This window comes from Candidatus Baltobacteraceae bacterium (assembly GCA_036489885.1).
Taxonomy (GTDB): domain Bacteria; phylum Vulcanimicrobiota; class Vulcanimicrobiia; order Vulcanimicrobiales; family Vulcanimicrobiaceae; genus JAFAMS01.
Genome location: DASXEW010000001.1, coordinates 51,081 through 77,259, shown reverse-complemented (window position 1 = coordinate 77,259; position 26,179 = coordinate 51,081). Strand labels below are relative to the sequence as shown.

At 61.1% G+C, this 26,179-nt stretch carries 25 protein-coding genes; 12 read left to right on the top strand and 13 right to left on the bottom strand.

Going from position 1 to position 26,179, the window contains the following annotated elements; all coding sequences use genetic code 11:
• Positions 1-48: 48 nt before the first annotated feature.
• Genes VGG22_00375 through VGG22_00360 form a run of 4 tightly spaced genes read left to right on the top strand, consistent with a single transcriptional unit; the run spans position 49 to position 3,537 of the window.
• A complete protein-coding gene (locus VGG22_00375) occupies positions 49-639 on the top strand; it encodes a cytochrome c oxidase subunit 3 (GenBank protein HEY1726816.1) in 591 nt (196 codons plus the stop codon).
• Positions 636-1,484 carry a Rieske 2Fe-2S domain-containing protein gene (locus VGG22_00370; GenBank protein ID HEY1726815.1) on the top strand — a complete coding sequence of 283 codons (849 nt, stop codon included), beginning with the start codon at positions 636-638 and terminating at the stop codon, positions 1,482-1,484. The genes VGG22_00375 and VGG22_00370 overlap by 4 nt, the downstream gene beginning before the upstream one ends.
• Positions 1,481-2,851 carry a cytochrome b gene (locus VGG22_00365; protein ID HEY1726814.1) on the top strand — a complete coding sequence of 457 codons (1,371 nt, stop codon included), beginning with the start codon at positions 1,481-1,483 and terminating at the stop codon, positions 2,849-2,851. The genes VGG22_00370 and VGG22_00365 overlap by 4 nt, the downstream gene beginning before the upstream one ends.
• The gene (locus tag VGG22_00360) at positions 2,848-3,537 is read left to right on the top strand and encodes a c-type cytochrome (GenBank protein HEY1726813.1); all 690 of its coding nucleotides are present in this window, start codon (positions 2,848-2,850) and stop codon (positions 3,535-3,537) included. The genes VGG22_00365 and VGG22_00360 overlap by 4 nt, the downstream gene beginning before the upstream one ends.
• Here VGG22_00360 and VGG22_00355 read toward each other — a convergent pair.
• The 8 genes from VGG22_00355 to VGG22_00320 are packed head-to-tail and all read right to left on the bottom strand — an operon-like array spanning position 3,534 to position 10,501.
• A complete protein-coding gene (locus VGG22_00355) occupies positions 3,534-4,244 on the bottom strand; it encodes an ABC transporter ATP-binding protein (protein HEY1726812.1) in 711 nt (236 codons plus the stop codon). The two genes, VGG22_00360 and VGG22_00355, sit on opposite strands and share 4 nt — an antisense overlap.
• A complete protein-coding gene (locus VGG22_00350; GenBank protein ID HEY1726811.1) occupies positions 4,241-4,960 on the bottom strand; it encodes an ABC transporter ATP-binding protein in 720 nt (239 codons plus the stop codon). The genes VGG22_00355 and VGG22_00350 overlap by 4 nt, the downstream gene beginning before the upstream one ends.
• Positions 4,941-5,897 carry a branched-chain amino acid ABC transporter permease gene (locus VGG22_00345; protein HEY1726810.1) on the bottom strand — a complete coding sequence of 319 codons (957 nt, stop codon included), beginning with the start codon at positions 5,895-5,897 and terminating at the stop codon, positions 4,941-4,943. The genes VGG22_00350 and VGG22_00345 overlap by 20 nt, the downstream gene beginning before the upstream one ends.
• A complete protein-coding gene (locus tag VGG22_00340) occupies positions 5,894-6,733 on the bottom strand; it encodes a branched-chain amino acid ABC transporter permease (protein HEY1726809.1) in 840 nt (279 codons plus the stop codon). Before VGG22_00340 ends, VGG22_00345 begins: the two co-directional genes overlap by 4 nt.
• 36 nt (positions 6,734-6,769) lie before the next feature.
• Positions 6,770-8,044, bottom strand: coding sequence for an ABC transporter substrate-binding protein (locus tag VGG22_00335; protein HEY1726808.1), 1,275 nt, complete (start codon positions 8,042-8,044; stop codon positions 6,770-6,772).
• A gap of 20 nt (positions 8,045-8,064) precedes the next feature.
• Positions 8,065-8,964 carry a CoA ester lyase gene (locus VGG22_00330; GenBank protein ID HEY1726807.1) on the bottom strand — a complete coding sequence of 300 codons (900 nt, stop codon included), beginning with the start codon at positions 8,962-8,964 and terminating at the stop codon, positions 8,065-8,067.
• 44 nt (positions 8,965-9,008) lie between these two features.
• Complete coding sequence (locus tag VGG22_00325) at positions 9,009-9,920, bottom strand: DUF2249 domain-containing protein (GenBank protein ID HEY1726806.1); 912 nt, start codon at positions 9,918-9,920, stop codon at positions 9,009-9,011.
• A gap of 29 nt (positions 9,921-9,949) precedes the next feature.
• On the bottom strand, positions 9,950-10,501 hold the full coding sequence (locus VGG22_00320) for an SCO family protein (protein ID HEY1726805.1): 552 nt from the start codon (positions 10,499-10,501) through the stop codon (positions 9,950-9,952).
• 281 nt (positions 10,502-10,782) lie between these two features.
• Between VGG22_00320 and VGG22_00315 the strand changes: the two genes are divergently transcribed.
• Positions 10,783-12,651 carry an S-layer homology domain-containing protein gene (locus VGG22_00315; protein ID HEY1726804.1) on the top strand — a complete coding sequence of 623 codons (1,869 nt, stop codon included), beginning with the start codon at positions 10,783-10,785 and terminating at the stop codon, positions 12,649-12,651.
• Between the two features lie 47 nt (positions 12,652-12,698).
• Complete coding sequence (locus tag VGG22_00310; GenBank protein HEY1726803.1) at positions 12,699-13,067, top strand: hypothetical protein; 369 nt, start codon at positions 12,699-12,701, stop codon at positions 13,065-13,067.
• Positions 13,068-13,429: 362 nt separating this feature from the next.
• Here the strand turns inward: VGG22_00310 and denD are convergent, their stop codons facing one another.
• Positions 13,430-14,374 carry a D-erythronate dehydrogenase gene (gene denD, locus VGG22_00305; protein HEY1726802.1) on the bottom strand — a complete coding sequence of 315 codons (945 nt, stop codon included), beginning with the start codon at positions 14,372-14,374 and terminating at the stop codon, positions 13,430-13,432.
• Positions 14,375-14,436: 62 nt separating this feature from the next.
• Here denD and VGG22_00300 point away from each other — a divergent pair, with 62 nt between their 5' ends.
• On the top strand, positions 14,437-15,786 hold the full coding sequence (locus VGG22_00300) for a rhodanese-like domain-containing protein (GenBank protein HEY1726801.1): 1,350 nt from the start codon (positions 14,437-14,439) through the stop codon (positions 15,784-15,786).
• The gene (locus VGG22_00295) at positions 15,765-17,174 is read left to right on the top strand and encodes a M20 family metallopeptidase (protein HEY1726800.1); all 1,410 of its coding nucleotides are present in this window, start codon (positions 15,765-15,767) and stop codon (positions 17,172-17,174) included. The genes VGG22_00300 and VGG22_00295 overlap by 22 nt, the downstream gene beginning before the upstream one ends.
• Here the strand turns inward: VGG22_00295 and VGG22_00290 are convergent.
• Positions 17,146-17,772 carry a thymidine kinase gene (locus VGG22_00290; protein HEY1726799.1) on the bottom strand — a complete coding sequence of 209 codons (627 nt, stop codon included), beginning with the start codon at positions 17,770-17,772 and terminating at the stop codon, positions 17,146-17,148. The genes VGG22_00295 and VGG22_00290 overlap by 29 nt on opposite strands.
• A 56-nt stretch (positions 17,773-17,828) precedes the next feature.
• On the opposite strand from VGG22_00290, the gene VGG22_00285 reads away from it, so the two are divergent.
• Positions 17,829-18,626: a DUF5069 domain-containing protein gene (locus tag VGG22_00285; protein HEY1726798.1), complete on the top strand. Its 798-nt coding sequence runs from the start codon at positions 17,829-17,831 to the stop codon at positions 18,624-18,626.
• Here the strand turns inward: VGG22_00285 and VGG22_00280 are convergent.
• From VGG22_00280 to VGG22_00270, 3 genes are read right to left on the bottom strand one after another with little or no spacing between them, the layout of a single operon-like run.
• Complete coding sequence (locus VGG22_00280; GenBank protein ID HEY1726797.1) at positions 18,623-19,279, bottom strand: PilZ domain-containing protein; 657 nt, start codon at positions 19,277-19,279, stop codon at positions 18,623-18,625. The two genes, VGG22_00285 and VGG22_00280, sit on opposite strands and share 4 nt — an antisense overlap.
• A gap of 44 nt (positions 19,280-19,323) precedes the next feature.
• Positions 19,324-20,730: a HAMP domain-containing sensor histidine kinase gene (locus VGG22_00275; protein HEY1726796.1), complete on the bottom strand. Its 1,407-nt coding sequence runs from the start codon at positions 20,728-20,730 to the stop codon at positions 19,324-19,326.
• Entirely contained in the window at positions 20,730-21,425 is a 696-nt protein-coding gene (locus VGG22_00270; GenBank protein HEY1726795.1) for a response regulator transcription factor, read from the bottom strand. The genes VGG22_00275 and VGG22_00270 overlap by 1 nt, the downstream gene beginning before the upstream one ends.
• A gap of 235 nt (positions 21,426-21,660) precedes the next feature.
• Here VGG22_00270 and VGG22_00265 point away from each other — a divergent pair, with 235 nt between their 5' ends.
• From VGG22_00265 to VGG22_00255, 3 genes are read left to right on the top strand one after another with little or no spacing between them, the layout of a single operon-like run.
• Positions 21,661-22,800 carry an efflux RND transporter periplasmic adaptor subunit gene (locus VGG22_00265; GenBank protein HEY1726794.1) on the top strand — a complete coding sequence of 380 codons (1,140 nt, stop codon included), beginning with the start codon at positions 21,661-21,663 and terminating at the stop codon, positions 22,798-22,800.
• Positions 22,797-26,003, top strand: a complete 3,207-nt coding sequence (locus VGG22_00260; GenBank protein ID HEY1726793.1) for an efflux RND transporter permease subunit — start codon at positions 22,797-22,799, stop codon at positions 26,001-26,003. Before VGG22_00265 ends, VGG22_00260 begins: the two co-directional genes overlap by 4 nt.
• On the top strand, positions 26,003-26,176 hold the full coding sequence (locus VGG22_00255) for a hypothetical protein (GenBank protein HEY1726792.1): 174 nt from the start codon (positions 26,003-26,005) through the stop codon (positions 26,174-26,176). The genes VGG22_00260 and VGG22_00255 overlap by 1 nt, the downstream gene beginning before the upstream one ends.
• Positions 26,177-26,179: the final 3 nt, after the last annotated feature.

Genomic DNA, 26,179 nt, shown 5'->3' with positions numbered 1-26,179 from the left:
GAACCGCCGGGCGTAACGGCGCAATTCCGCGGGTAGATACCGAGGAGCGTGTCCACACCGATAGGCTATCGCGCTCGAGATGGGCGCCTGGAAGTCCGAGGACATGCGCTGATACTCGGCGTGGTCCTGTTCCTCGGGTCGGAGCTCATGTTCTTCGCAGCATGGTTCGCGACGTATTTCGACTTGCGCGGACGCACTGCGGTTTGGCCGCCGCCATACGTTCATCTCGACACGCTCGAATCGACCGTTGGGACGTTCTTCCTCGGCATCTCGAGCTTGTTCGTCTACTTCGCGGTCCGCAACGTTCGCAACGAACGGCAGCTGGCGGCCCGATCGTGGTTCGGCGGAGCGATCGCTTGTGGCGTCATTTTTCTCGCGATCGCGATTCACGGGTGGATCTCGAACAGCTTCGGAATTAGTACGTCCGCATACGGCTCCGTGTACTTCGGCGTCACGTGCTTTCACGGTTTGCATGTCGCGGCCGGCGTGATTGCGCTGATCTATGCATTTTGGGGCGCAAACCGATCGGCGTTCGTCGGCGCGGATGCAGCCGGCGCCGAGGCCATCGGCTACTATTGGCACTTCGTTTTCTTCGTCTGGTTCCTCGGTATCTGGCCGATGATCTACTTCATCCGGTGACGATCGTGGCTGCGTTGTGGCTGTTGCTCGCAATCGTTGCAAGCGTCGCGTTCGCGGCAGGCTTTGCACTGGATGCGAGCACGCAGATCGAAGGCGCAAGCCTGGGCGTCGCGTGTCTCTCCGTCGCATGCGCACTGATCGTCTGGAGCCGCAATTTCATGCCGAACGCGACCGCCGTCGACGAACAGCATCCGAAGCGCTCAACGGATGACGACCGCGACGCGACGCTGGATGAGCTCGAAAGCGGCGTGCGGCAGATTACCGCGCGCAAGAACTGGCTCGTACGCCTAGGCCTCGCCGCGGTCAGTGTCCTCGGAATCGCGGCGCTCTTTCCGATACGCACGTTCGGTCCGAACCCGAGCGGACGGATCGGCGCGAGCGATTGGCGCAAAGGCGCGCGTCTCGTGCGCGACGACGGAACGCCGTTACGCGCGGATGCTCTCGAGATCGGAAGCGTCGCGACCGCATTTCCGGAAGGCTTCGTCGGCGGTGAGAAGATCGAGAGCATGGCCAGCGATGCCGTAATGGTGGTGCGCGTGACACCGCATGAGCTGAAGCTTCCGGCTGCGCGTTCCGGTTGGGCACCCGCTGGATATCTCGCGTACTCGAAAATCTGCACGCACCTTGGCTGTCCGCTAGGACTCTATCGGCAAGGACCGCAGCAGCTGATGTGTCCGTGCCACCAATCGATCTTCAACGTGCTGGACGGCGGCAGCGTCGTGTTCGGCCCCGCCGCTCGTGCGTTGCCGCAGCTTCCCTTGAATATCGACTCGGACGGAAACTTGCGCGCCGGCGGAGAGATGTCGGATTTCATCGGTCCCGACAACTGGGATCACGGCGCGTGATTCGCGGGCTCGTCAACTATCTCGACGATCGCCTTGGCTCATCGTCCTTTTTGCGGCGCGCCCTGCGCAAGGCGTTTCCGGATCACTGGTCGTTCATGCTGGGCGAGCTGGCCGCGAACTGCTTCCTCTTCATCCTGCTCAGCGGTACCTATCTCACATTCTTCTTCCATCCCTCGGATGCTACGGTCGTTTACCACGGCTCAATGCGCTCGCTCGACGGCCGAACGATGACCGAAGGCTATGCATCGGTGTTGCAGCTCTCGCTGCAATCAAAGGTCGGCCTCTTGATTCGCCAGGCGCACCACTGGTGCGCCGACGTGTTCGTGGCCGCGATCGTCGTGCACATGGGACGCATCTTCTTCACCGGCGCGTTTCGCAAGCCACGCGAGATCAATTGGATCATTGGCCTGACGCTGTTGCTGCTCGTGATGGGTGACGGCTTCACCGGCTACTCGCTTCCGGGTGACAATCTCTCGGGCGGAGGCCTACGAATTGCATATTCGATTGCGCTCTCGATCCCGCTCGTCGGAACCTGGCTCGCGACGCTTCTCTTCGGCGGGGCCTTTCCGACGCACGACGTCACCTCGCGCCTCTTTCCGATTCACGTTCTGTTTTTGCCGGCCGCCATCGCGGCGTTGCTCGGCGCGCACGTCGCGATACTGTGGCATCAAAAGCACACGCAGTTTCCGGGTGAAGGCCGCACGGAACGAAACGTCGTCGGCTCGCCGCTCTTTCCGAACTACGCGCTCAAATCGGCTGCACTGACGATGGCGACGTTCGGCATTCTTCTGTTGATGGGCGGGTTGATCGAAATCAATCCGGTCTGGGAGTACGGACCGTACGATCCGTGGACGCTCGCGTCCCCCGCGCAACCCGATTGGTACATCGGTTGGCTCGAAGGCGCGCTGCGCATCGCGCCGCGCTTCGCGATTCGACTCGGCAATCACTCAATTGCAGCGCCATTTTGGCCGGCTGTCGTGATGCCTGGAGTTTTGTTCGCGTTCTTATTCGCGTGGCCGTTCATCGAACAACGATTCACGCATGATGACGCCGAGCACGAGCTCCTGCAGTTTCCGTGGCAGAATCCCGGACGCGTTGCGGTTGGAGCCGGCTTGGCGACGTACATCGCGCTGCTGCTCGGAGCAGCGAGCGATGACGTACAAGCACGAATCGGACAGATGGATATTCAAACGATCGCGTGGGCGTACCGCATGGCGACCGTTATCTTGCCGTTCTTCGCCGCCGCGATCGCGTGGCTGGTGTGCCGGGAGTTGCAGCGGCGTCATGCTGCGGGCAAACCAAACCGCGTGCTCCTGGTTCGAACGTCTGAAGGCGGCTTCGAAGAAGAAAGCATCCCGACGCCATGATCGCGTTTCTCGCAGCCGCGCTCATGGCAGCCGCAACGTCGGCCGGCGGCATTCTTTACGCCGTGCACTGCAGCTCGTGTCATGGTGCCGATCTGCACGGAACGACGAACGGCCCAAGTTTGCAACACACGGGTGCAGCGGCGGTCGATTTCATGTTGCGAACCGGACGGATGCCGCTCGAAGTTCCGGATACGGAAGCACTCCCTGCTCCGCCGCAACTTACGCTTCAGCAGATCGACGCAATCGTGGGGTACACCCTTGCGCGTGGCGCAGGCTCGGGCCCACCGATTCCAACCGTCGCACACTCGGATGCGCTCGAACGCGGACGCGTTCTCTTCGATAACAACTGTCAAGCCTGTCACGGCGCGCTCGGAACCGGCGCCACCACCGGGTACGGTTGGATCGCGCCTGCGTTGCACGACGTCGATGCGACGGAGGTAGCGGAAGCCGTTCGGTTCGGACCCGGGATCATGCCGCGCTTCGACGCTCGTCTGATTTCAGGCAACGATCTCGATGCGCTCGTCGCGTACGTAATAACCCTTCGCCATCCGCCGGATATCGGCGGCTACTCGGTCGAAAGCTCCGGACCCGTCGGAGAAGGTTTGCTTGCGTGGATCATTGGCGTCGGCGGTGGAGCGATCGTCATGCTACTCGTCGGCGAAACGCTGCGTGCCCACAAGCGCTAGACGCCGAGATATGCGTGCTGAACTGCGGGATCGGCGCGCAGATCCTCCGGCTTGCCCTCGATGATCGTGGCTCCGGCCTGCAACACGTAGCCGTACGTTGCAACATCCAAGGCCTGCTCGATCGACTGCTCGGCCAAAAGCAGCGTGAGCCCATCGCGCGCGAGCTGCGCGATCGTATCGTAGAGCCGCTCGACGATCACGGGCGCTAAGCCGAGGCTCGGTTCGTCGAGCATCAAAAGCTGCGGATCCGACATCAAGGCGCGTCCGATCGCAAGCATTTGGCGCTCGCCGCCTGAGAGCGTCCCGGCGATTTGCGCGTAGCGCTCGCGTAATCGCGGAAAGAGATCGTAGACGCGTGTCAGGAGCTCGGTGGTTCGCGTCCGGCTTCGCAAGATCGTCGCGCCGAGACGGAGATTCTGCTCGACACTCTGCTGCGCAAAAAGACGCCAGCCTTCGGGCGCCAGCGTCAGACCGCAGCGAATGATTGCATTCGCACTCATTCCGTCGATTCGCCGATCGTCCCATTCGATCGTTCCCGCGCTCGGCGTCGAGAGACCGATGATTGCGCGGAGGGTCGTACTCTTTCCCGATCCGTTCGCGCCGATCAATGCCACGACGGCGCCGGTAGGAACCTCGAGCGATACATGCGAGACGCCGATGAGGTCCCCGTAACGAACTTCGATATTGTTGACGCGCAGACGGCTCATCGTTGTGCTCGCCGTCCGAGGTAGGCTTCCGCAACGCGCGGATCGCGCACGACGTCCTCCGCGCTACCGGACGCGATGACTTTTCCTTCGTCCATCACCACGACGCGCTGCGCAAGCGCCATGATGACTTCCATGACGTGCTCGACGATCACGAGCGCGATACCCGATGAGTGGACGCGCCGTATGAGCTCGATCGCTTCCTGGGTCTCGACGGGCGTAAGCCCGGCAAGCGTTTCATCCAAGAACAAGACGCGCGGCCCGGTGGCGAGGGCACGTGCGATCTCGAGGCGTTTGCGTCCAAGCGTTCCGAGCGTAGCGCCGAACGCGTCGCGACGCTCCGAGAGTCCAACCAGCGCGAGAATCTCGTGAGCCTTCGCAATAGCACTCGCACGCGTTCGCGCCCGAAGGTACGCCCCGACCGCAACGTTATCGACGACGCTCATGCGCCCGAATGCGAGCGGAATTTGATACGTCCGCCCGATGCCGAGGCGCGCGCGGCGCTCCGGCTCCGCTCGCGTTACGTCGACGCCGTCGAAGACGATCGAACCCTTCGTCGGACGATAGTCGCCGGCCAAACAGTTGAACAGCGTCGATTTTCCTGCGCCGTTCGGTCCGATCAAGCCGACGATCTCGTTTGGCCCGACGTCGATCGAAACGTCGTTGACCGCAGCGAGACCGCCGAACAGCTTCGAAAGATTACGCGCTTGCAGCAGCACGGAATCGCAACCGGTTCCAAAGACCGAGCAAGCCGCCGGGTTCGAAGCGCGTGAGCACCATGATGACGGCGCCGTAAACGACGTACGACAGTCCGGTTCCACCTCCGCCGAAGGTAGCATTTGCCCACTCTTGCGTCGGAACGAGAATCACAGCCCCAAGCAGCGGGCCGTAAAGCGTGCCCGCGCCGCCGAGCGTTGCGACGATTACCATCTGCACGGAAACGAGCAGTCCGAAAACGCTGTCCGGATTGACGAAGCCGACAAAAAGCGCGTAGAACGACCCTGCCAGCGCCGTGCACGCGGCACTGATCATCAATGCGATCAGCTTGTAGCGATAAACCGGCACACCCAGGCTTCGCGCTGCGCGCTCGCTGGATTGGATGGCGCGTAGATAATAACCGACGCGGTTACGTTCGAGCCAGGCAACGAGACCGATCATCAGCGCAAGCGCGACGAGAAGGACGTAATAGTACGGCAGCGGGCTGCGCATCGAAAGTTCCCACGGATTCTGCTCGACCGGCCCCGAGAGACCGCTGGCGCCACCGAGCGCCGGCGTAATCGTCACGCCCAGCAGGAAGAGCTCACCGAGTGCCAGCGTCGCCATCGAAAAATAATGCCCGCGTAGCCGGAAGGTCGGAATTCCGATGCATAGCGCGACGAGCGCCGCGAGCGCCATGGCAAACGGAATCATCAGAACCGGATTGCCCTTAGTCTGCGTATAGAAGAGCAGCGGCACGTAGGCGCCGATGCCGTAGAACACGGCGTGACCGATCGAAACCTGTTCTGCGTAACCGCCGACGATGTTCCAAGCGGTTCCCGAAAGCGCCGCAAGAAGCACCAGCACGCCGACCCGTTGACCGAACGTGCTCGTCATGATGAACGGGTAAACGACGAGAGCCAGCGCGCAGACGATGAGCGTGAGACGCGGCCGCGTCATGTTCCCCCGATGCTTCGGCCGAGCAGACCTTGCGGACGCAGCCACAAGACCAAGATGAACAGCGTGAACACGGCGATCTCGGCGAATTGTGGGCTCGTGTAGTATCCCGTCGCGACCTGCACGACACCGATGATCGGTCCGGCCAGCATTGCGCCGGGCACGCTCCCGAAACCGCCGAGCGTCACGGCGACGAATGCGAACAGTACGAACGTCCCGCCGACCTCAGGCGAAATATAATAGAACGTTGCAAGCAGTGCTCCGGCGACGCCTGCGCATGCCGCCGAGATTCCCCACGCCAGTGCTTGCACCCGGTCGGGATCGATGCCCATCAAACGCGCAGCCTCACGATCTTCCGCGACTGCGAGCATTTGACTGCCGATCTGCGTGCGAACCAGGAGATAGTATACGGCGGCGGTGAGCGCGATCGCAACCAGCGCGGCGATCAGCTTCGGATAACTGACGTACAACCCGTCGATATGCGCCGTACCGCCCAGCAACGTCGAGGGCAAGGTTCGATAGTTGGGCGAGAATATCCAGAAGAGCATGTACCGGATGAACAACAGCAAGCCGAACGTCGCGAGGACCTGTGCGAACATCGGGCCGCGCATCACGTCACGAATCAGCGCGTAATAAACGACCTGACCGATGACGAAAAGCACGATTGCCGCCAGCGGTATGAATACGAGCGGTCCCGTATGCCAAAACGAAAACGCCAGGAAGGCCGTGAACATGCCGAGCGTTACAAACTCGCCGTGCGCGAAGTTGAGGACGTTCATCATCCCCCAGATCAGCGTCAAGCCGACTGAGATCAGCGCGTAAACGGCACCTAAGAGCAGCCCGTCAATGAGGATTTGGACGAGCTGAATGACGTGTTACTTCTTGCCGACGAACGGCCACTCGAGCTTGGCTTGCGCGTACGATGCAGGCCAGACGACGACGTACTTGCCGCCCTGAATCTGCTCCATGATGGCTGCGCCCTCGAAGTTCTGTCCCTTTGCGTCGAACTTCACTCCGTGATACGGCAAGAGCAGCTGCTGGGGCGAGAGATTCGTCGCGTGCAACGCAGCGATGACCGCATCCGGGTTTGTCGATTTGGCGCGATTGATCGCGTCCATCAGCACCCAGAAGCCCTGGATGTCGCGCGCGGCCGCCTCGAACGTATCGAAGTCGAAACCCATCGCCTTGTACATCTGATTGATCTTATAGGCCGGCGTTCCGGGTTTGGGCGGCGCCCATGACGAGCGGCTCATTGCGCCTTCCATGATCGATGACGACGTTTTCAGGAACGTACCATCGACGAATCCTGAATCATCGCCGATGATCGCCGGCGCCGTGAAGCCGAGCTCGTTCATCGTCTTGGCAAACAGGATCGAGTCGGACGTGTAGCTCGCGAAGAGCACCGCGTCCGGCTTCTTGGCTTTGAGCTGGTTCACTTCAGCCGAAAGGTCGGTTGCGCTGGCCGTGTACGGGATGCGTGCGACGATTTGATAGGCCGTGCCTTTGGTTACGGCTTCCATTGCGTCGCCGACGGCAGTTCCGTAGTCCGTGTTCTCGTGGACGACCGCAATCGTTTTGATGTTTTTGCCTTGCTTCTTCAGATCGTCGAAGAACGACATGTAGACTTTCGCGAATTCCGTAATCGCGGGCGTGACGCGGAAGAACGTCTTGTAGCCGCGCTCGGTCAGGTCGGCTGCGACGGAATCACCGCACACGAATGGGATCCCGTAACGCTCCGCGACTTCGCTGGTCGTCTTCGTGACGCCGGATTGATACGAGCCGAATAGCGCAACCACGTGCTCTTGCGTGACCAGACGCACGGCTTGCGTTTGCCCGACGGACGGATTGCCTTGGCTGTCCGCAAAGATCGGTTCGATCGTCGCGCCGCCGAGATTCGGTAATCCGGCCGACGAGGTCAACGGTAGCGGAGCGAGATCCTTGCTGTTGCCTTCGTTGACGATCTTGGCAGCAAGCTCGATCGCAGCTTTCATCGCCTGTCCGCTCGGAGCCGATACTCCGGTCAGCGGAACGATGACCCCGATCTTGATGGGTGGCGGCGCGGCGTGCGCGCGCATTCCGGAGAAAAGCGTCGCAATGCCGGCAGCGACGACGATAACCGAAACGAACCCGAGCGATAAGCGTTTCGTCACGTGAACCCTCCTCGCGACACCTATCTCGCGACCTTACGCGCCTCCTTCTGCTCGATTGCTGCCTGACGTTCCAGAATGCGCTCGGCACGCCGCAGCGTCGGCGTATCGATCATGCGCCCATTGAGGCTCGCGGATGCGCGCCCGCCTCGCAACGCTTCTTGCATCAGCTCGATCGTCTTATGCGCGCGCTCGACTTGTTCGGCGCTCGGCGAGAACGCGCGGTTGAGCACCGGAACTTGCGCCGGGTGAATGCACGACGCGCCTTTGAACCCGAATTGCGCCGAGCGGACTGCCGACTCTTCATATTCGGTCAAGTCGCGAAAATCGAAGGCGCTGCCGAGACGTCCGTAGGCTTGAACTCCGGCTGCCGCAGCGGCTTGCACCGAAAGCGCGTTGCCGTAGAAGCGCTCCCAGCCTTCGAGCGTGGTCTCGACGCCGAGCTCCTCGGTTGCATCTTCTGCGCCGTACGAGATACCGAAGACGCGCTCTACGCGCTCGCACTCCGCGACGATCTCGTTGACGTTCAAGACGCCGCGCGCACTTTCGATCGCGCACAGCACGCCGACCGATCCGGACGATAGGCCTGCCGCAAGCTCTCGCTCGTGGATCAGTGCATCGAGAATCGCCAGCTCTTGCGCCGTCTCGAGCTTCGGAAAGAGAATCCCGTTGACGCCGGTAGCGATCGCGGCGTCCAAATCCAAAATGAGCTGCTCGAACGGTTTGTTGACACGCACCAAGACGTCGGCGCCATTGCGGCTCACGCCGGCATATGCCGCACGCAACACGGTTCGAGCCGACCCCTTTTCGCTTTCCGGTACCGAATCTTCGAGATCGAGTATGATTGCATCGGCGCCGCGTTCGTGCGCGCGCTCGATGTAACGCGGAACATTGGCCGGAACGAATAACATCGAACGCCGCACCAGCCGCCGCGAACGTGCGCGGCGTTCTTGCCGGCGCGCTTCGTCTACGAGGCGAATGAGGTCAACTTCAAACGGTCGATATAAGCGATGCGGCCGCGTACACGACGAATTGCACTCGCCAGCTCGAGATCGGCAACGGCGCGCGCCACGACTTCCTTGACACTGCCGGTGGCCGCCGCGATCTGCGTGAGGCGCAACGAGGGCAAGTGAACGGGGTCCACCGGCGCCAGACCGCTCTCGCTCGGAGCGTATGGAACGAGCGCACTTGCGACGCGTGCGATCGTTTTCTTCGATACGTGCCCGTGCACGAGATCGACGATCGTACGCATCTGCTGGGTTGAGGATGCCGCGAGCGCAAGCGCAAAACGCGAATCAGCTTCTGCGAATTGGAGCACGACCAATTTCGGGAACAACAGGATCTCGGCTGCGTCCGAGAGTGTCGCAAAGCGCGAAAAAGTCGAGCCGCCGTCGAGAATCGCATTGTTGCCGAAGACTTCGGTCTCGAGCGCTTCGAAAAGAATTTGCTCGCGCCCGGCAGGCGTTCCAACGATCGCAAACACTTTGCCCTTTCGCACCACACCCAAGAAAGGCCACGACGCTTCCTGTTCGGCAATGATCGTTTTGCGTGGAAGCACGCGCGACTGCGCGGCGAACGCAAGAGCAGCGTGCGTCGATTGCGCGGCGGTGGCGAAGATGGGACAACGGGTCATGAAATCCGCGATCGATCCGTTTGCCGATGCCGGCAGTTTGCGAAGCGAGACTTCCCAATGTTCGCTACCGAGCCGCCGCTGCAGCCAAACGTAGCGTTGTGCCTGCGCATCTTCGAAACGTCGGCGGAGCGGAAGCGGATCGTACTCGTAGATCACTTGCAGCGTGTCGTGGTCGCGCATATCGGAGAACGCGCTAAGGACGAGACCGTGACGTTCCCACGACGGCGTGCTGCGGAGGTCGAGCACTCCTCCCATGGTCGTAATTTAGGGCAGAGCTACGAAGCTTCCCTCAAATCTTGCGCAAGCGCGCTCGTGGAGTCGCTCGAATCGGCAAAACCGGCCGGATGCCCGTTGCGATCGATGATCCAAACCATCGAGGTGTGCATCTCGAACGGATCGCCCGCGCGCTGCGATTTCGGCGCCACCTCGAACGCAACGTGATAGGCGCGATAGACGGGCGCAAGCTCGGCCCGGGTCCCCGTGAGGCCGACGAACGACGGGTCGAAGTGCGCCAAGTATTCCTTTAATAGGCTCGGCGTATCGTGGTCCGGATCGATCGTGACGAAGAGAACGCGGGTCTGTGCGCCGGCGGGTCCCATTGTCCGGCGGGCGCTTGCCAGGTGCGCCATGGTCGTCAAGCACGTGTCCGTGCAGCGCGTGTAGCCGAAATAGATCGCGACGGCATGCCCGCGCTCGTCCGAGAGCCGGAACGGCTTCCCGTCCTGGTCCGTCAACCGGAAATCGTAAGCCAGGTTCTCGTGGGCCCTGATTTGGACAGCCGCCCAGGCCGCCAGCCCCAGAATTAAGGCTGCTCCTACGGCTAACAAGGCAAGAAGGTGAGCGTTTCTCAATCTAAGCTCCCAGGAGGGATTCTCACCCCCCAAGAACGACCAGGCGACCGGAAAAGTCGCTGAAGAGTGACTTTGGTCATTTCTTTAAATAGCGAAGCAAGCTACCAAAGGTTATAGAAGAGACACTAGGGGCCCGAACGACGGTTCGGGTTGCTGGGTCTCGCTTCGCACGTTTGTAAGAGGGTACAAACTTGTCACAACTACGCCGACTCATCGTCGGCTTGCGGGTCGCTGCGATATTACTAGGAATAGCAGCAATGTGCACGAGCCCCGTGTTCGCGCAACAGGCCACGCAAGACGACAGCAACGGCACGGCTGTTGCTCAAAGCGGTAATCCATTCTCAGACGTTCCGGCTAATAGCTGGGCGTACCAAGCCGTAAAGGCGCTCGCCGCCGACGGTCTTGTCGAAGGCTATCCGAATGGCAAGTTCGAGGGCAACCGCCCGATGACGCGCTATGAGATGGCCGTCCTGATCAATCGCGCCGTCGATAAGATGGAAGCACAAATCGCGGCTGGTCAGAAACAGAATGCAGCCGACATCGCGACGCTCAAAAAGCTCGTCGATGCCTTCGGTGCCGAGCTCAAGGCAGTGCAAGATCACGTAGCCGCGCTCGATACCAAGGTTGCAGCGATCGATGCCGCCGAGCGGGCGGATTCGACGCTGCTCAAGCGGCAACAATTCCACCTGTACACCTTCCTGCGCGCGCCTGGCTCGTATCAGGACTCGGTGTCGGCCTTCAACGGTCCGGCAGCTAGTTCGACGACGAACGGCATGGCGATCAACGCACCGGCCGGCGGTGCGATCGTTCAGGGAACGCGTCTCGTCAGCAACGACTCGCTCGGAAGCCCGGGCGGCGTCGCTGGACAAAACGCGTCGTATACCGGTTCGGAAACGTACGGTACGGCCTATATGGTCAACCGGTTGCTCTTCACGGGCGACATCGATCCGAACGTCAGCTACATCTTCCGTCTCGAAAATCGCTACTACATGGAAACGCCGAACTACGGCGCTCCGGCAGCGACGATCGGTAATTCGGGAAGCGCTCCGTTCTACTGCACGAGCCTCGCGGCTCAGGCCGCTCCGCTCCCTGCGAGCGCGACGACCTGTCCGGTTGGCTCGGACTATCCTTCGAATGAAACGTTCCGCCTCAACATCGCGCAGCTGACGTGGCACACGCCCGGCGGCTTCTACGTGCAGGGCGGACGTCTCGTCCAAGGCGACGGGGGCAGCGACCTCGGCGGACAACCCGTCAACCTGACCTACTCCGACTACTTCAACGGCGGCCTGATCGGTTACGCTCCGACGAGCGGACCGCTGGCAACGTTGCGGATCGAAGGCGGTTACGGTGTCGGACAGCCTTCACTTCAAGGCAATGCTACGCATATCACGCAGCAGCAGCTCTGGGGTCAAGTCAGCTACGACATCATGCCGAAGCACTTGAACATCGGCGCAGCATGGGTCTCGGAAATCGGCAACTCCGAAACGCTCTGGGATCCTTCGGCTCCGATGGTCTATCAGGCATCGGGTAACGGATTCGTGAAAGGTGCCCCCGTGTTGAGCACAATCACGGGTACGCAAGTCACCGGCGCATACTGCGGCATCCAGTTAGCGGCAACGCTGACGACGACGGGCTGCCCGGCGTTCCACGGAACGAACATGACGTTCGGCTCAGTGTTCCTGACCTATCGCATGAGCGATTATCTCCACGTCAACGTTGAAGGCGTGCACCACTTCGGAAACGACCCGTTCACGGGCGCGACGTGGTCACAACCCAACGGCCTCTGGGGCGTCGTGACGCTCGGCAACAACGCCGGCGGAAAAGGCACGCCATGGGGTGACATCGGTTACATCGCGACCGGCTTCAACGGTGAGTCAGTCGAGGGCGGCATCACGTCGACCACGACCTACTTCCCGATCTATGTCGGCAACCCGGCGGGCTACCAGATCGTTTACGGTAGCTTGCACTACAAGATCGCGAACAACGCGGACATTGCGATTATCCTTCAGCGTCATACGATCCTGAACGGTACTGCAATTCCGGCAGGTAGCTCGACGTGCCCCGGATGCTATATCTCCGGCGACACCAAGAACGCTATCTACCTCCAAACGCTCTTCGCGTTCTAACGTAGACCAGGTTAAAACCAAACGCACGGGGGAACGAAAGTTCCCCCGTGTTTCTTTTTGTTCTGATGCTCGCGATGCAAACCGCACCAGTCGATCTGCAAAGTTGCCGGGTGCCAATGGCGATGCCGATCATGCCGGATAAGCCCGCGCCGGCTCAGCCGCTGGCTGCCGGAGTCGCGGTCACCTTCGTGAATCGCGCCTCACAAGCCGCAACGCAAGTGACGCTGCGCGTCAGCTATGCAAATCGCACCGAGCTCATGACCGATGCCGGCAACTTCAGTCCAGGCGTGCAAATCAAGACGATGTTTCCGAATTTCGCCGGCGCCAATTACTGGCGCGACGAGCCCGACGCGTGCTCGATCGTCCGCGTAAAATTCGCCGACGGTTCTATTTGGGCGCATAAGGCGTCAGGATAACGCTCGCATGATCACCGGGCGCACGTGCACGATGACCGGGCGCACGTGCACGATGACCGGGCGCACGTTCGATCCCCGCATGCCAGCCACCCATCGCAAAGGGCCACTTCAAAAAGCACGATTGCGCCAATGTTGTCATCCCGAGCGTAGCGCTCCGCAGGAGCGCGCAGTCGAGGGACGCGCCCGAATCACGCCGGCCGCGAAACGATGCGAGAAGACCGAGGGCACGATCGTGCCCGCAATTTGCGACGATCGTTACGCGACCCGGATTGCTGTCTCGCGCCCCTCGACTACGCGGCGCCGCGCGCCGCTACGCTCGGGATGACAATGGCGCCGCCACGCTCGGGATGACAATGGCGCCGCTACGCTCGGGATGGCAAAGAGGCAAGATACGATGCGATTATCGCATCGACGCTCGCGTCGGCTGTGAGCCCGAGCGCGGTCGCACGTTGCGCGAATACTGCGCGCGGCCACGTGTCGACGATTCGCTGAATCTTCGGATCCGGACGAATCGTAATACGGTTGGCGGCTTGGGCTCCCCCCGCGCGCCGGACCGCTTCGATGATGTCGCTGACCGATGCGGAAATTGCGGGCAGCAAGAGTGAGCGGTGCGTTCCGAATTCCGCTGCGGGAAGCTCGTGCGCAAGCTCGATGCAATCGAGCAGCTTTTCGACCGACATCAACGTCATCACCGAATCGCTGCTCACCGGACAGTCGGTCGCGCGACCCGAAAGCGGTTCGCGGATGATCGTCGACGTAAAGGTCGACGCCGCGAGGTTCGGTTCCGGCCGCACGACGATTGTCGGGAATCGCAGCGAGCGCCCGTCGATGAAGCCCTTACGGCTGTAGTCGCTGATCAAGAGCTCGCCGCATGCTTTTTGCGCGCCGTACGACGTCTGCGGATAGAGCGGTGTGTCGTCGTCGATCACGGCCGGCAATGCGCCGCCGTAAACGGCTTCGCTGCTTCCGAAAACCAGCCGCGGTGAAGTTCCGAGCCGCCGGCAGGCTTCAAGGACGTTACGTGTGCCTTCGAGATTGACGCGCATTCCGAGATCGAAATCGGCCTCGGCGCCTGCGCTGACAACCGCGCCGAGATGGAAGATGCTCGTCGTTCCGGTTGCGATGACGCGTGCAACGGTCGCGGCATCACCTACGTCGCCTGCGATTTCCTCAGCGCGTGGGTCGTCGATGCCACCTCGAACGGCGACGTCGAAAAGGACGAGCCGCTTTAGCTCAGGACGCTTTAAGAGGCGTCGGACGAGACGCCGGCCGATGAAGCCGTTGCCGCCGGTAATCACGATATTCACGCGGCAGGGAATTCGGCCTTAGGCGCCTGGATACCACCGCAATCCCATTGCGGAGGCGAGCCGTGTATTTTCAACAGTTTTTTCTAAGCTGTCTTGCGCATGCATCGTATTTCATCGGTTCCGACGGCGTCGCAGCCGTCGTCGATCCTCAACGCGACGTCGAAATCTATCTGCGCGAAGCCGAAGAACACGGATTCAAGATCTGCTACGTGATCGAGACGCACCTACACGCCGACTTCGTAAGCGGACATCAAGAGCTGGCCGCACGCACGGGCGCACAAATCTATCTCGGCGCCCGTGCCCACGCGACGTTTCCGCACGTCGATGTACATGAAGGCGACGAGCTGCTTGTCGGCAATTGCCGCCTTGCGTTTCTCGAGACGCCGGGACACACGCTGGAAAGCATCAGCATCGTCGTCCAAGACGAATTGGCAAAGCCGGCGATGGTACTCACCGGCGACACGCTGTTTATCGGCGACGTCGGCCGTCCGGATTTGGGTGGCGATCCCAAAGACCTCGCCGCAATGTTGTATGACAGCCTGCACGGCAAGCTCATGAAGCTTCCGGACGACGTTGCGGTATTTCCCGCGCACGGCGCGGGTTCGCTGTGCGGTCGCGCGATGAGCACCGATCGCAGCTCGACGATCGGTCGCGAACGTCAGACGAATTATGCGCTGCAAGCTCCCGACAAAGCGTCGTTTGTCGAACTATTGACCTCCGAGCTCCCCGACCGTCCCGGTTATTTTGCGACGGACGTCGAGCTGAATCGCAAAGGCGCAACGCCGCTCGATCAGCTGCAAGCACCTCAGCCGCTCTCACCGCAGGACGTTCGCGCACGGCACGAAGCCGGCGCCATCGTCCTGGACACACGCGATGAAGACGCGTACGGCGCGGGGCACGTTCCGGGTTCGATCAGCATCAGCCTCGATGGACAGTTTGCCGTATGGGCCGGCACAATCGTTGGACTCGAGAACGACGTCATCGTCGTGGCCGAAGACGAAGAGCGCGTGCGCGAATCGCAATTGCGATTAGCGCGCGTCGGCATCGACCGCGCGACGGCATTTTTGTCGGGCGGCATGAAAGCCTGGAAAGCGGCGAACATGCCGGTCGCGTCGGTGGCACTCCTCGATCCGCCGGAGTTCGCATCCGCCATCAAGAAGCCGGACGTGCAGGTCGTCGACGTACGGCGGCCGGCCGAATGGTCGTCGGGCCATCTTTCAAGCGCCGTGCACATGCCGCTCAACCGGCTGATCGGAACCATGCGCGACCTCGATCCGAACCGTCCGATCGCCGTACACTGCAAGAGCGGTTATCGCAGCTCGATCGCCGTCAGCTTGCTGCAGCGTGAAGGCTTTTCGGATGTCGTGCACATGCGCGGCGGCTGGGACGCTTGGCAGGAAACGGGGCTCTAGAACTAGCCGCGGCCTATTTCGACGGCGGAGATTTCGTCGCCGATCTCGCGCGCCGCGTTGCGATTCCAACCGAGAGCCAAGCCGACGTTCGCGTGGACGTCATGCGCGCCTATCTCGAAGACGAGCTTGCGCCCTCACTCGAGCGCGCCGGTTTCACCGCGTGCGTCTGGGACAATCCGAATCCGCGAGCGGGCGGATTTCTTTTTGCCGAGCGCATCGAAGACACGTCGCTCCCCACGGTGTTGACGTACGGTCACGGCGACGTCGTAATGGGGATGGAAGGCCGTTGGCGCGAGGGCCTTTCGCCCTGGACGCTGGTGCGCGAAGGCGATCGTCTTTACGGCCGTGGTGCAGCCGACAACAAGGGCCAGCATCTGATCAACATCGCGGCGCTCGAAGCCGTCGTCCGGGCACGTGGACGCCTTGGCTTCAACTGTAAGGTTCTGATCGAGACCGGCGAGGAAGCCGGCTCACCCGGTCTGCGCGACGTTTGCATTCGCGAACGAGCGGCGCTCGCAGCCGACGTCTTCATCGGTTCCGACGGTCCGCGCATCACAGCCGAACGTCCGACCATCTTTTTGGGCAATCGCGGCTCATTCAATTTCGACATGACGGTCGATCTGCGCGAAGGCTCGCATCATTCGGGCAACTGGGGTGGTGCGCTTGCAAATCCCGCCGTGATCTTATCGCACGCGCTTTCAACGATAACGAGTCCGCGCGGACAGATCCTGGTCGACGGCTGGCTTCCGCGCGAGCTGCCCAAACGCGTGCGAGAGCTGGTGCGCGATCTCGCGATCGGCGAAGGCGACGATTCGCCCGAGATAGACCCGGACTGGGGAGAACCCGGACTTTCACCGCCCGAGAAAGTCTACGGCTGGAACACGTTCGAGATTTTGGCCTTCGGTGCGGGCAATCCCGAGCGGCCGGTCAATGCAATTCCCGGAAAAGCGAGCGCGCATTGTTCGCTTCGGTTCGTCGTCGGCAGCGATCCCGAAGGTTTCTTGCCCGCGCTTCGCAGGCATCTGGATGCGCGCGGCTTTGCCGTCGTCCAATTGCAACGCGCGAAAAAAGGCTACTTCGATGCGACGCGTCTCGATCCGGATAATCCGTGGGTGGCGTGGATTGCCGAATCGCTTGCGAGTGCAACGAACAAAGACATCGCGCTCTTGCCGAATCTCGGCGGCTCGTTACCGAACGCCGTTTTCGCGCACGACCTCGGCTTGCCGACGATCTGGATTCCACACTCCTATCCGGCGTGCTCGCAGCACGCGGTCAACGAGCATCTGCTCGCGTCGGTAGCGCGTGAAGCGTTGCTGATGATGACGTCGCTCTTTTGGGATCTCGGCGACGCGAAGAGCGTTAAGCCCCTTTTGTCATCCCTAGGGTAGAGCCGAAGGCGCGTAGCCGGGGGACCGCCGCATTGTCTTTATAAAAACACGCGCCGCACAGCGAGATATAATTATGCTCGCCTTCGATGCCGATCTGTTCGCCGAGCGTAATCCGGTTACCGCAAGCGTCGACGCGCGGATTCATCGTCGCCTTGCGCCCGCACGGGCACACCGTTTTCAACTCTTCGAGACTATCGGCGAGCGTCAGCAGATACGCGGCTCCCGGGAAGGGCTCGCCGAGGAAGTCGCTGCGGATTCCGTAGCAGATGACTGGAATCTCACCGACGTGCGCGATGCGGTGCAACTGCCGCACTTGTTCACGCGTGAGAAATTGGGCCTCGTCGACGAGGATGCACGCGAATTCATCGACGGAGCGCGATTCGAACGCTTCGGAGAAATCGAACTTGGAGTCGAACGTTGCAGCGCGTCGCTGAATCCCTAGGCGCGACGTGATCTGCCCGATGCCGAAACGATCGTCGAGATGCGAGCTGAAGATTGCGACCTCGCGTCCCAGCTCTTCATAGTTGTGCGCGACCTGCAGAAGGGCGGTCGACTTGCCGGCGTTCATCGCCGAATAGCGGAAGTACAGCTTTGCCACAACCCCAGCGTGTGGCTGCAAGGTGCCAGGTGCCTGGCACGCAAAGGCGGCCCGCCATGGCAACCTCGAAAAACGGCAGCGCGCCGCCCGTCGTTCCCATCGTCAGCACCTCGGCGGTCGGGCCCCTCGGGGTCTGCCACCTGCCACGGATGTGGCTGAAGGTCTTGCTCCACGCGAGTGGCCGGCTTCCGGCCGGCTACCGCCACGGGACGGGCGGCTTTGACGAGACTACCGCTAATGCGCTCGGATTCGATCGTGACGCATTCATCGAATTCGTCAGCACGCAACATCCGACGTACATGGAGACCGAAGCCTGGGTTCGTAAGAACGCTCAGAACCTCGACGCCGAAACGATTCGCAAGCACAACGAGAGCATACGCCGCAAAAAGCCGTTACTGATGGCCAAGGTTCAGCGCGCGTTCGTCGGGCTGGACGACGAGAGCATTCTGGATGCCACGTTGCTCAACGATCTCGACGACTGGCACACGCTTCACGCGCAGGTCACGAAAGGCGCGTTGCCTCCGCTCATGATATCAAGCTTCAACGCCGAGATTACCGAGGTTCTGAAGGAACTACTCGTCGCGACGCACGCGAGTCGCGCCGCAATTCACGTCGACATGGCGTCGTTCGGCTTCGAGCCGTCGAAACCGGCAGCCGAAACGAAGCGCGCCGGCGGTGAGGGTTCGGAAATCGCAAAATCCGAGATCGTTCGCGGCGGGAAACCGGCCGCCTGGATCTCCGTTTACGGAACGCGCCCGTGGAACGATGCAGATTCGAAGGCACTCGACCGCGCGACCACTCGCGCCGGCGAGATCATCGACGAAGTAAGTTTAACGCCGGTCGGGCACGACTAGTTTACGACGACGATTTCATCGCCGGATTCGTCGCACAAGAAGCGCGTCGAATAGCGCATCTCGTTGGCCGGCGGCGTCTTGATTTTTGTATGAACCGTCAACCTGTGCATTGCGTGACCGTTCAAATGCGTGATGCCCCCGTAATCGAACTGCGCGGTCGGCGACGTTTTGCGGTCCAAGCGATTGCGCTGCACGAGCTCGTTCAGCAGCCGTTCGCGTAAATCGCGCGGTACGAGATGGGCGATCTCCGATTCGTCGATGCGCGCCGACGGCATGTTCGCCATTTCGGGTGAATCGGATCCTGTGATCCACTGCATGATTGCGTCCCAATCGCCGCCACCGAGGCTCGTGAACTGAAAACCATAACAGATGGTGCGCCTGTTGCCTTGCGAGACGTCCGTGTGCCAGATCGGCTGTGCTCGCAGACGGACGTTCTTACCCTGCAGCGTCATCGCAATATCGACGATGACGCTTGGAATCTCGCGCTCGCTGTTCGCGCACATCCCGCCGCCGGTCAGATCGACGCCTTTGAGCGGGCGCCACGAGTGGCCCGCGTCCAGTGAATACTGTGCGTCGTAATCGCGTTTAAGACGTGGATACCTGCGACGATTTTCCTCGCGCCCGGCATACCACCCGACGAGTTCCGCTAGCATGCTTACACCCCGACCCAAGCGTACCACCGGACCGGGTTGTCAGGCTAGAGGGGGGCCGTCACAGCAATTCGCGGCAGCGTGATCGTGAAACGCGAGCCGCTCCCCGGCTCGCTCTCGAGCGTCAGGGTTCCGCCGGCTCGTTCGATGGCGCGTTTGGCAATCGCCAATCCCAGTCCGGAGCCCGGGACGTCGCGGTTGTCGCCCCGGTAGAACCGGTCGAAGACATGGACTGCGGCGGCCGAGTCGATGCCGGGTCCTTGGTCGGCGACGTCGACGGCGACGTGTCCGTTCTCGAAACGGACCCCGACATCGATTGCACCGCTCGTGTATTTCAGCGCGTTGTCGAGCAGGTTCGTCACCGCGTGCGTGAGGTCGCTCGGGTCGATAGCCGCAAGCGGCCCAGGATACGCCGCGATCCGCAGTACGCGTTCGGAATTGGCCTCTGCAATGGGAAGCGCGACGTCGCTGACGAGCTGGCCGACGTCGATTGGCTCGACACTCGTCGAACCGACGCTTTCCCACTGTTCGAGCAACATGAGCTTCTCGATGAGGGACGCCATAATTTGCGTCTGACTGCTCATCGTCTGCAAAATGCGCTCGCGGTCGCTTGGAGTTCGCAACTCTCCCCGAAGCAAAATCCCGAGAAACCCGCGGATCACCGTGAGCGGCGTTCGCAGCTGATGACCGGCATCGGCAATGAACTGACGCATCGATGCATTAGCGCTGTCGCGTTGTGCAAATGCGCGTTCCATCTGTTCGATCGCGCCGTTATACGCAATCGCCAAGCGGCCGAATTCTTGACGGGGATCGGCGCCGATCGGCTGCGGCGTAAGATCGCCTGAGGCAAAGCGCTCGAGCGCCCCCGTCACCGCGACGAGCGGTCGCAGCATTTGCTGGGTCAAGATGCGGGCGATTGCGAAGGCAACGAGACCCGCAAAAATCAGGGCCACGATGAGCGGAAAGATGAAGCGATCGACAGCCGAAAACAAGACGACGTCGTTGGGGCGTACGATCACGTCAACACCGTCGATGCGCGAGCGGACCCATTGCAGACCGAACGCGTACGTAAGTCCGAGGATCGGCTGCGCGAAGGGGCCGGTCGCTTTCGGATCAGCCGAGAAATCGCCGCGGGTCCGCTCCAGCAGCTCGGGCGCTGTGTCCGGCCGCGGACTGCGGTAAAGCGAAACGCGACGCAAGCCGTCGACAAATACGACCAGTACGTCGCCGCGCAGGTAGCGGTTGCCGACCGCGCGCGCCATCTCGACCGCATTCAAGGGTGCATTAGTTGGAATTTCGTCCTGAATTTGCATCGACGTCGCGCGCAGGTCCGCGCCGATCGCACCAACGTATGAGCTAAACGCAAAGATCGCGAACGCAACGACGAGCGCGCCGAGAATGACCGCAACTTCCACGGTTGCGATCAGCAGCAAGCGCCGTCCGATGTTCGGCATCAACCGGGCGTCGACCGCAAGACGTACCCGACGCCGCGCAATGTCTGAATCAGCTTCGTCTCCTCACCACTATCGATCTTCGCTCGCAGGTACGAGACGTAGGTTTCCACGGTATTCGGCACGACGTCGCGATCGACGCCCCAGACCAGATCGAGCAGCTGCGCGCGCGTGAACACACGCTCGGGATGCTGAACGAAGGTTAAGAGTAAGTCGAATTCACGCGTCGAGAGTTCGATACGCCGCTTCCCGCGGAAGACCGCCCGTCGCGAGACGTCCAGCACGAGGTCGTTATAACGAAATGTCTCGCGCTGCTGCAAACGTGGCCGGCGCAATGCCGAGTGCAAACGCGCGACGAGCTCTTCGAGCTCGAAAGGCTTCGCCAAGTAATCGTCCGCGCCGCGCGAAAGGCCGGTAATCTTTTCCGCGGTCGCCGTCTTCGCGCTGAGCATCACGATCGGGACATCCGTCAGGCGCCGCAAGGCCGGTAACAACGTGAAACCGTCAACCTCAGGCAGCATGACGTCGAGGATTATTACTTCGGGCGTCCACGCGCGCACCGTATCGAGCGCGGCCCGTCCGTCGCGCGCGCAGCGGACGTCGAAACCGGCTTGCGCTAAGCCATACTCCAAGAGATCCCGGATAGCGACCTCATCGTCGACGACCAGAACGCGGGCTCCCGGTGGCGTGGAATCCATATTCAGTAGGCGCTCCGTCCCGATGGTAGCGGCTGTTCCTTGGAAGATGCTGACGTGTTTCCCAGGGGATTCCCATAGTGGCGAGTACGATGGATGGGTGCTTATGGGTCCCATTTCGCGTGCCGCGAGCTCTCTTCTACTAGCGGCGCTCTTCGTACTGGGCGGGTGTTCAAAACCCGCAAAAACGGTCGCACAAACGCCGTTCGTAGCAACGACCCTTGCGACAAGCGGGCTCGTGAATCCTAACGAGCCCCTGCCGGGCCTCATCGCGCCGTACCAAAACGTGGCGATTCAATCCACGCTAACCGAGCCCGCAGATGGCGTCTACGTCAACGAGGGCGATCACGTGCGCAAGGGCGAGGTCATCGCGGTACTCGACAGCGCCGACTTGAGCGCACAGCTCGAATCGGATTTGGCAACGGCGCGCGCCGACGCCGCCAACACCTCGCACACGGTCTTTCAAGGGAAACTCTCGATATCGCAGGGCGTCGATCAATTGCACGGGGCAAGCGCCGCGGTGCAACAAACGCAAAAGACGCTCGCTTTCGATACGCTGACGCTTCAGCGCGACCAACAGCTGCTCGCAAGCGGATATATCGCGCAACAAACCGTCGATCAGCAGGAGACGCTCGTTCACAACGATCAGCAAACGCTGCGCTCCGCACAAGCAAATCAGTCCTCCGCGCAGTCAAACGTGCAAGCCAACGGCACGTCGGTAGGCGCTCCGGGTCTGCAGCAATCCTCGATCCAACAGTCGCGCGCACAAGAAGCACAAGCGCTCGCGAGCGCAAAACAAGTCCAAGTCTCGATCGACAAAGCGCGGATCGTCTCACCGGTCGACGGCATCGTCGTAAACCGCAATCTCAATCCGGGCGAGTATCCGGGAACGCGACAGCTCTTTACGCTGCAACAAGTCGACCCGCTCTACGCCGTCCTCCAAGCTTCGGGCGCACAGGTTGCGCAAATCGTTCAAGGCGCGCGGGCAAACATCAACGTTTCGGACCTCGGCGGAAAGAAAGTCAGCGGTCCGGTTGTCGGAATATTGAATCAAATCGTCCCCGGGTCGACCAACTTCCAGGTTAAGGTCCAGCTCGACAACGCGCGCGGAATCCTGCGCCCCGGCATGGCGATCCTTGGCAACGTCGATCTTCCCTCGGTGAACGGAGTGCGCGTTCCGGTAACGGCATTCACAAGTCCCAATCGCGATCGCGTCCTCAGCGTCGACGAACAAGGACTCGTGCACACACTCCAGGTTTCCGAAGTCGCTGACGACGGCAAGCTCGCCGTCGTGCGTGGCGTACCGGCCGGAACACGCATTGTTAGCGACGGCCAATCCAGCGTCGGCGACGGCGAGAAGGTCGCGTTCGAGAAGTGAGTCTCACTCGGCTCTTCGTCAGTCGCCCAACGCTGGTTTTCGTCATTGTCGCCCTGATGTCGTTCGCCGGCATCGTGTCGACTGCGGTCATCGTCAAGCAACTCTTCCCGAACGTCTCGCAGCCGACCGTCACAATCAATGTGCAATACAACGGTGCGTCCGTCACCGAGATGCGCGACAACATCGTCGCGCCGATCGAGCAACAGCTCGCCGGCACGACCGATCTGCAGACGATCAACTCGACGGTGCAGCAGGGCACTGCCTCGATCGTCGCAGTCTACTATCTCGGATCCGATATTGCAACCGACGTTGCGTTGACGCAGAAGGCGGTTCAGGCCGCCGAAAAAGAGCTGCCGACGAACCTGACGCCGCCGGTCATTCAGATTCGTGACCCGAGCCAGTCGGTCGTCATCAGCCTCGGCGTCTTCTCGCCGAAACTCAATACGGGTCAGCTCTCGCTGCTTGTCGACAACGTCATCGTTCCCCGCATTCAGCAGATCAAGGGCATTTCGAACGTTTTCGTGGGCGGCGACGTCATCCCGGCCTACGAAGTTGAAGCCGATCCCGCGAAGCTCGCGGCTCGAAATCTAACCCTCAACGATTTGATCAATACGCTCGCGAACGACAATCAACGCGTTCCCGGCGGTATCGCGTACGCGCCGAACCGCGAGACGTCGATCGACGTGCGCGGTGACATTACCACGCCGAGCACGATCGCGAATCTACCGGTCATCGTCTCGGGCGCGGGAGGCGCGAACGCGGGACTCAACTCGCTGCCCGGCGGCGTCGACACGTGGACCGCGAGCAACGCCGTTACGCGCATCGGCGACGTTGCGTCGGTCGTTGCAGGCAACGAGCTTCAACGCCGCTTCGCGCAGGTCAACGGTCGTCCGGGTTTGTTTCTTTTCATTCAAAAAGCGTCGGACGCAAGCGAAGTCGATTCGTCCGAGAACGTCTTACGCGATCTGCCGCAAATACAGCGCCAATTTCCTGAACTGCAATTCAAGCTGCTGAATACGCAGTCGCGCTTCACGACACAGCAGATCGATCTCGTAACCCGCACGCTCACCGAAGCCATGATCCTGACCGGCATTGCGATGCTCTTCTTCCTGCGCTCGTGGCGCAGCGCGATCGTCGTCTGCATCGCGATCCCGACGTCGCTTGCAATCGCTATGACCGTCATGAAGATGCTCGGGATGACGCTCGACATGATCTCGCTGCTCGGCATGTCGCTGGTCATCGGCATCCTCGTCGACGACTCGACGGTCGTGCTGGAAAACATCGAGCGTCACTTCACGCATCTGGGCGAGTCGCCCGAAGATGCCGCCGTCAACGGCCGCCAGGAAATCGGTGCTGCCGCCGTCGTGATCACGCTGGTCGACGTCGTGGTTTTCTTTCCAATCGCGCTCGTGCAAGGACAAGTCGGTCGATTCTTGTGGGAGTTCGCGATCGTCGTCGTTATCTCAACGCTCACCTCACTGTTTGTGTCGTTCACGATCACGCCGACGCTGGCCGGACTCTGGGCGTTGCGCTCGCACTGGAAAGCGCCGAAAATGATCAACGCATTCGGTGATTTCTTCGACCGCGTTCGCGAATGGTACGTGCATAGCGCGCTACCGTGGGCGCTCGGGCACAAGGGATTGGTCGCAGCGGTGTGCGCGCTATCATTCGTTGGATCGATCGCACTCGTACCGCTTGGACTCGTCGGCGAAGAGTTCGTGCCGACCACCGACCGCGGGCAGATTTACATCCAGTCGGTCTTTCCGGTCGGCACGCCGCTGGCGACTGTTAAAAGCTATCTCTTCAAGCTCGAGCGGGAAATCGACCAACAAGGTGACGTTGGCGGCGAAGCCACGTCGGCCGGCGCATACTCAGCCTCCTTCGGCGCATTCGTGTACCAGGGGAACGTCGGCCAAATCGTGGTTTTTCTCAAAGACGAACGCAAGAATTCCACTTCGTGGTGGGCGACGCGCTTCAGTCAAATGGCGCGTAAGATCATACCGCAGGCCGACACCGTCTCGGTTCCTTCGACCCAAACGTCGGGCGGGAATGGACAGCCGATCGATATGATCGTCTCGGACATATACGGAGGCGATCCGACGGAAGCTTCGCGTAAGGTTCTAGCGCTCCTCAAAAGCATCCCGAACGCGACGCACGTCAGTAGCTCCGGAAGCCAGCTCGCGCCGCAAATCGAGGTCGACTTCGATCGCACCAAGATGAATGCGCTCAACGTCGATATCGGCGCAGCGGCAAATGCGGCAGGCGCGGCCTTCGGCGGAAATCAGGTTACGCAATTCGAGACGCCGCAAGGTCTTGAAGAGGTTCAGATCATCTACCCGCTCGATTTGCGCAGCGACCTCAAGACGCTAGCAGCTGTTCCGGTTCGGTCGCAAACAGGCGCCATCGTCCATCTCGGCGATTTCGCGTCCTTCCGCTACGAGCCAACGCCGCCGATCGTGACGCGAACCGATCGCCACAATGTTGTACACGTCACCGGAAACTACGTGCCCGGCTCGTCTCTCTCATCCGTGCAGAACGCGTTCTTCAAGAAGCTGCCATCGCTCCACTTACCGGTGAACATCGAGGTCAAAGCGTCCCCGCTCGGCTCTCAAGAGTTCATGAATCAAACGCTCAAGGGTCTCGGAGCCTCGATGATCTTCTCGGTCATCCTCGTTTTCTTGCTGATGGTCGCACTTTATAACAGCTACAGCTCGCCGTTCATCATCATGTTCTCGGTCCCCGTCGCGGCCGTCGGCGCGCTTAGCGCGCTCATGATCACGCACAAGACGCTTAACCTCTTCTCATTGATCGGCTCGATCTTGTTGATCGGCATCGCTACGAAAAATGGGATCCTGCTGGTCGACTACGCGAACACTCTGCGCTCACGCGGTCGCGACAAACTCGCTGCGATCAAGGAGAGCGCACACACGCGATTCCGCCCGATCATCATGACCAGCTTCTCAATCGTCGCCGCGAACATTCCGTTGGCTTTGGGTTTCGAGCCGGGTTCGGGCGCGCGAACGAGTCTCGGTACCGTGATCATCGGAGGCGTCCTCAGTTCGCTCGTCCTGACGCTCTTGCTCGTCCCGGTCGCCTACATGTGGCTCGCACCGCGCGATTGGAAGATCCCCAAGGAGCAGAAGCATTCAGAGCAGCATCCGCCGGCTGAAGTCACCGAGCGCGGCCTCGGAGCGCCGGCGTGATGAAGCCTTTGCGCGAGTGGCTGCATCTCGATGAGTTGCGGCTCGACAGAGACAGCGAGGGCATCAAGAACGCCCTCATGGTCGGTCTCTTCGTCCTCCTAGTCGGCGGCATGATCGGCGGCTGGCTCGGGGTCAAAGCTTGGAACGACTACATGCTTGGCTATCCCCGCTAGTGC

Coding starts and splice junctions, on each gene's coding strand:
- VGG22_00275 (HEY1726796.1), bottom strand. CDS start 20,730: ATGCCGAACATCGGACGGCGCTTGCTGCTGATCGCAACCGTGGAAGTT.
- VGG22_00255 (HEY1726792.1), top strand. CDS start 26,003: ATGAAGCCTTTGCGCGAGTGGCTGCATCTCGATGAGTTGCGGCTCGAC.
- VGG22_00315 (HEY1726804.1), top strand. CDS start 10,783: ATGTGCACGAGCCCCGTGTTCGCGCAACAGGCCACGCAAGACGACAGC.
- VGG22_00345 (HEY1726810.1), bottom strand. CDS start 5,897: ATGACGCGGCCGCGTCTCACGCTCATCGTCTGCGCGCTGGCTCTCGTC.
- VGG22_00270 (HEY1726795.1), bottom strand. CDS start 21,425: ATGGATTCCACGCCACCGGGAGCCCGCGTTCTGGTCGTCGACGATGAG.
- VGG22_00355 (HEY1726812.1), bottom strand. CDS start 4,244: ATGAGCCGTCTGCGCGTCAACAATATCGAAGTTCGTTACGGGGACCTC.
- VGG22_00285 (HEY1726798.1), top strand. CDS start 17,829: ATGGCAACCTCGAAAAACGGCAGCGCGCCGCCCGTCGTTCCCATCGTC.
- VGG22_00360 (HEY1726813.1), top strand. CDS start 2,848: ATGATCGCGTTTCTCGCAGCCGCGCTCATGGCAGCCGCAACGTCGGCC.
- VGG22_00280 (HEY1726797.1), bottom strand. CDS start 19,279: ATGCTAGCGGAACTCGTCGGGTGGTATGCCGGGCGCGAGGAAAATCGT.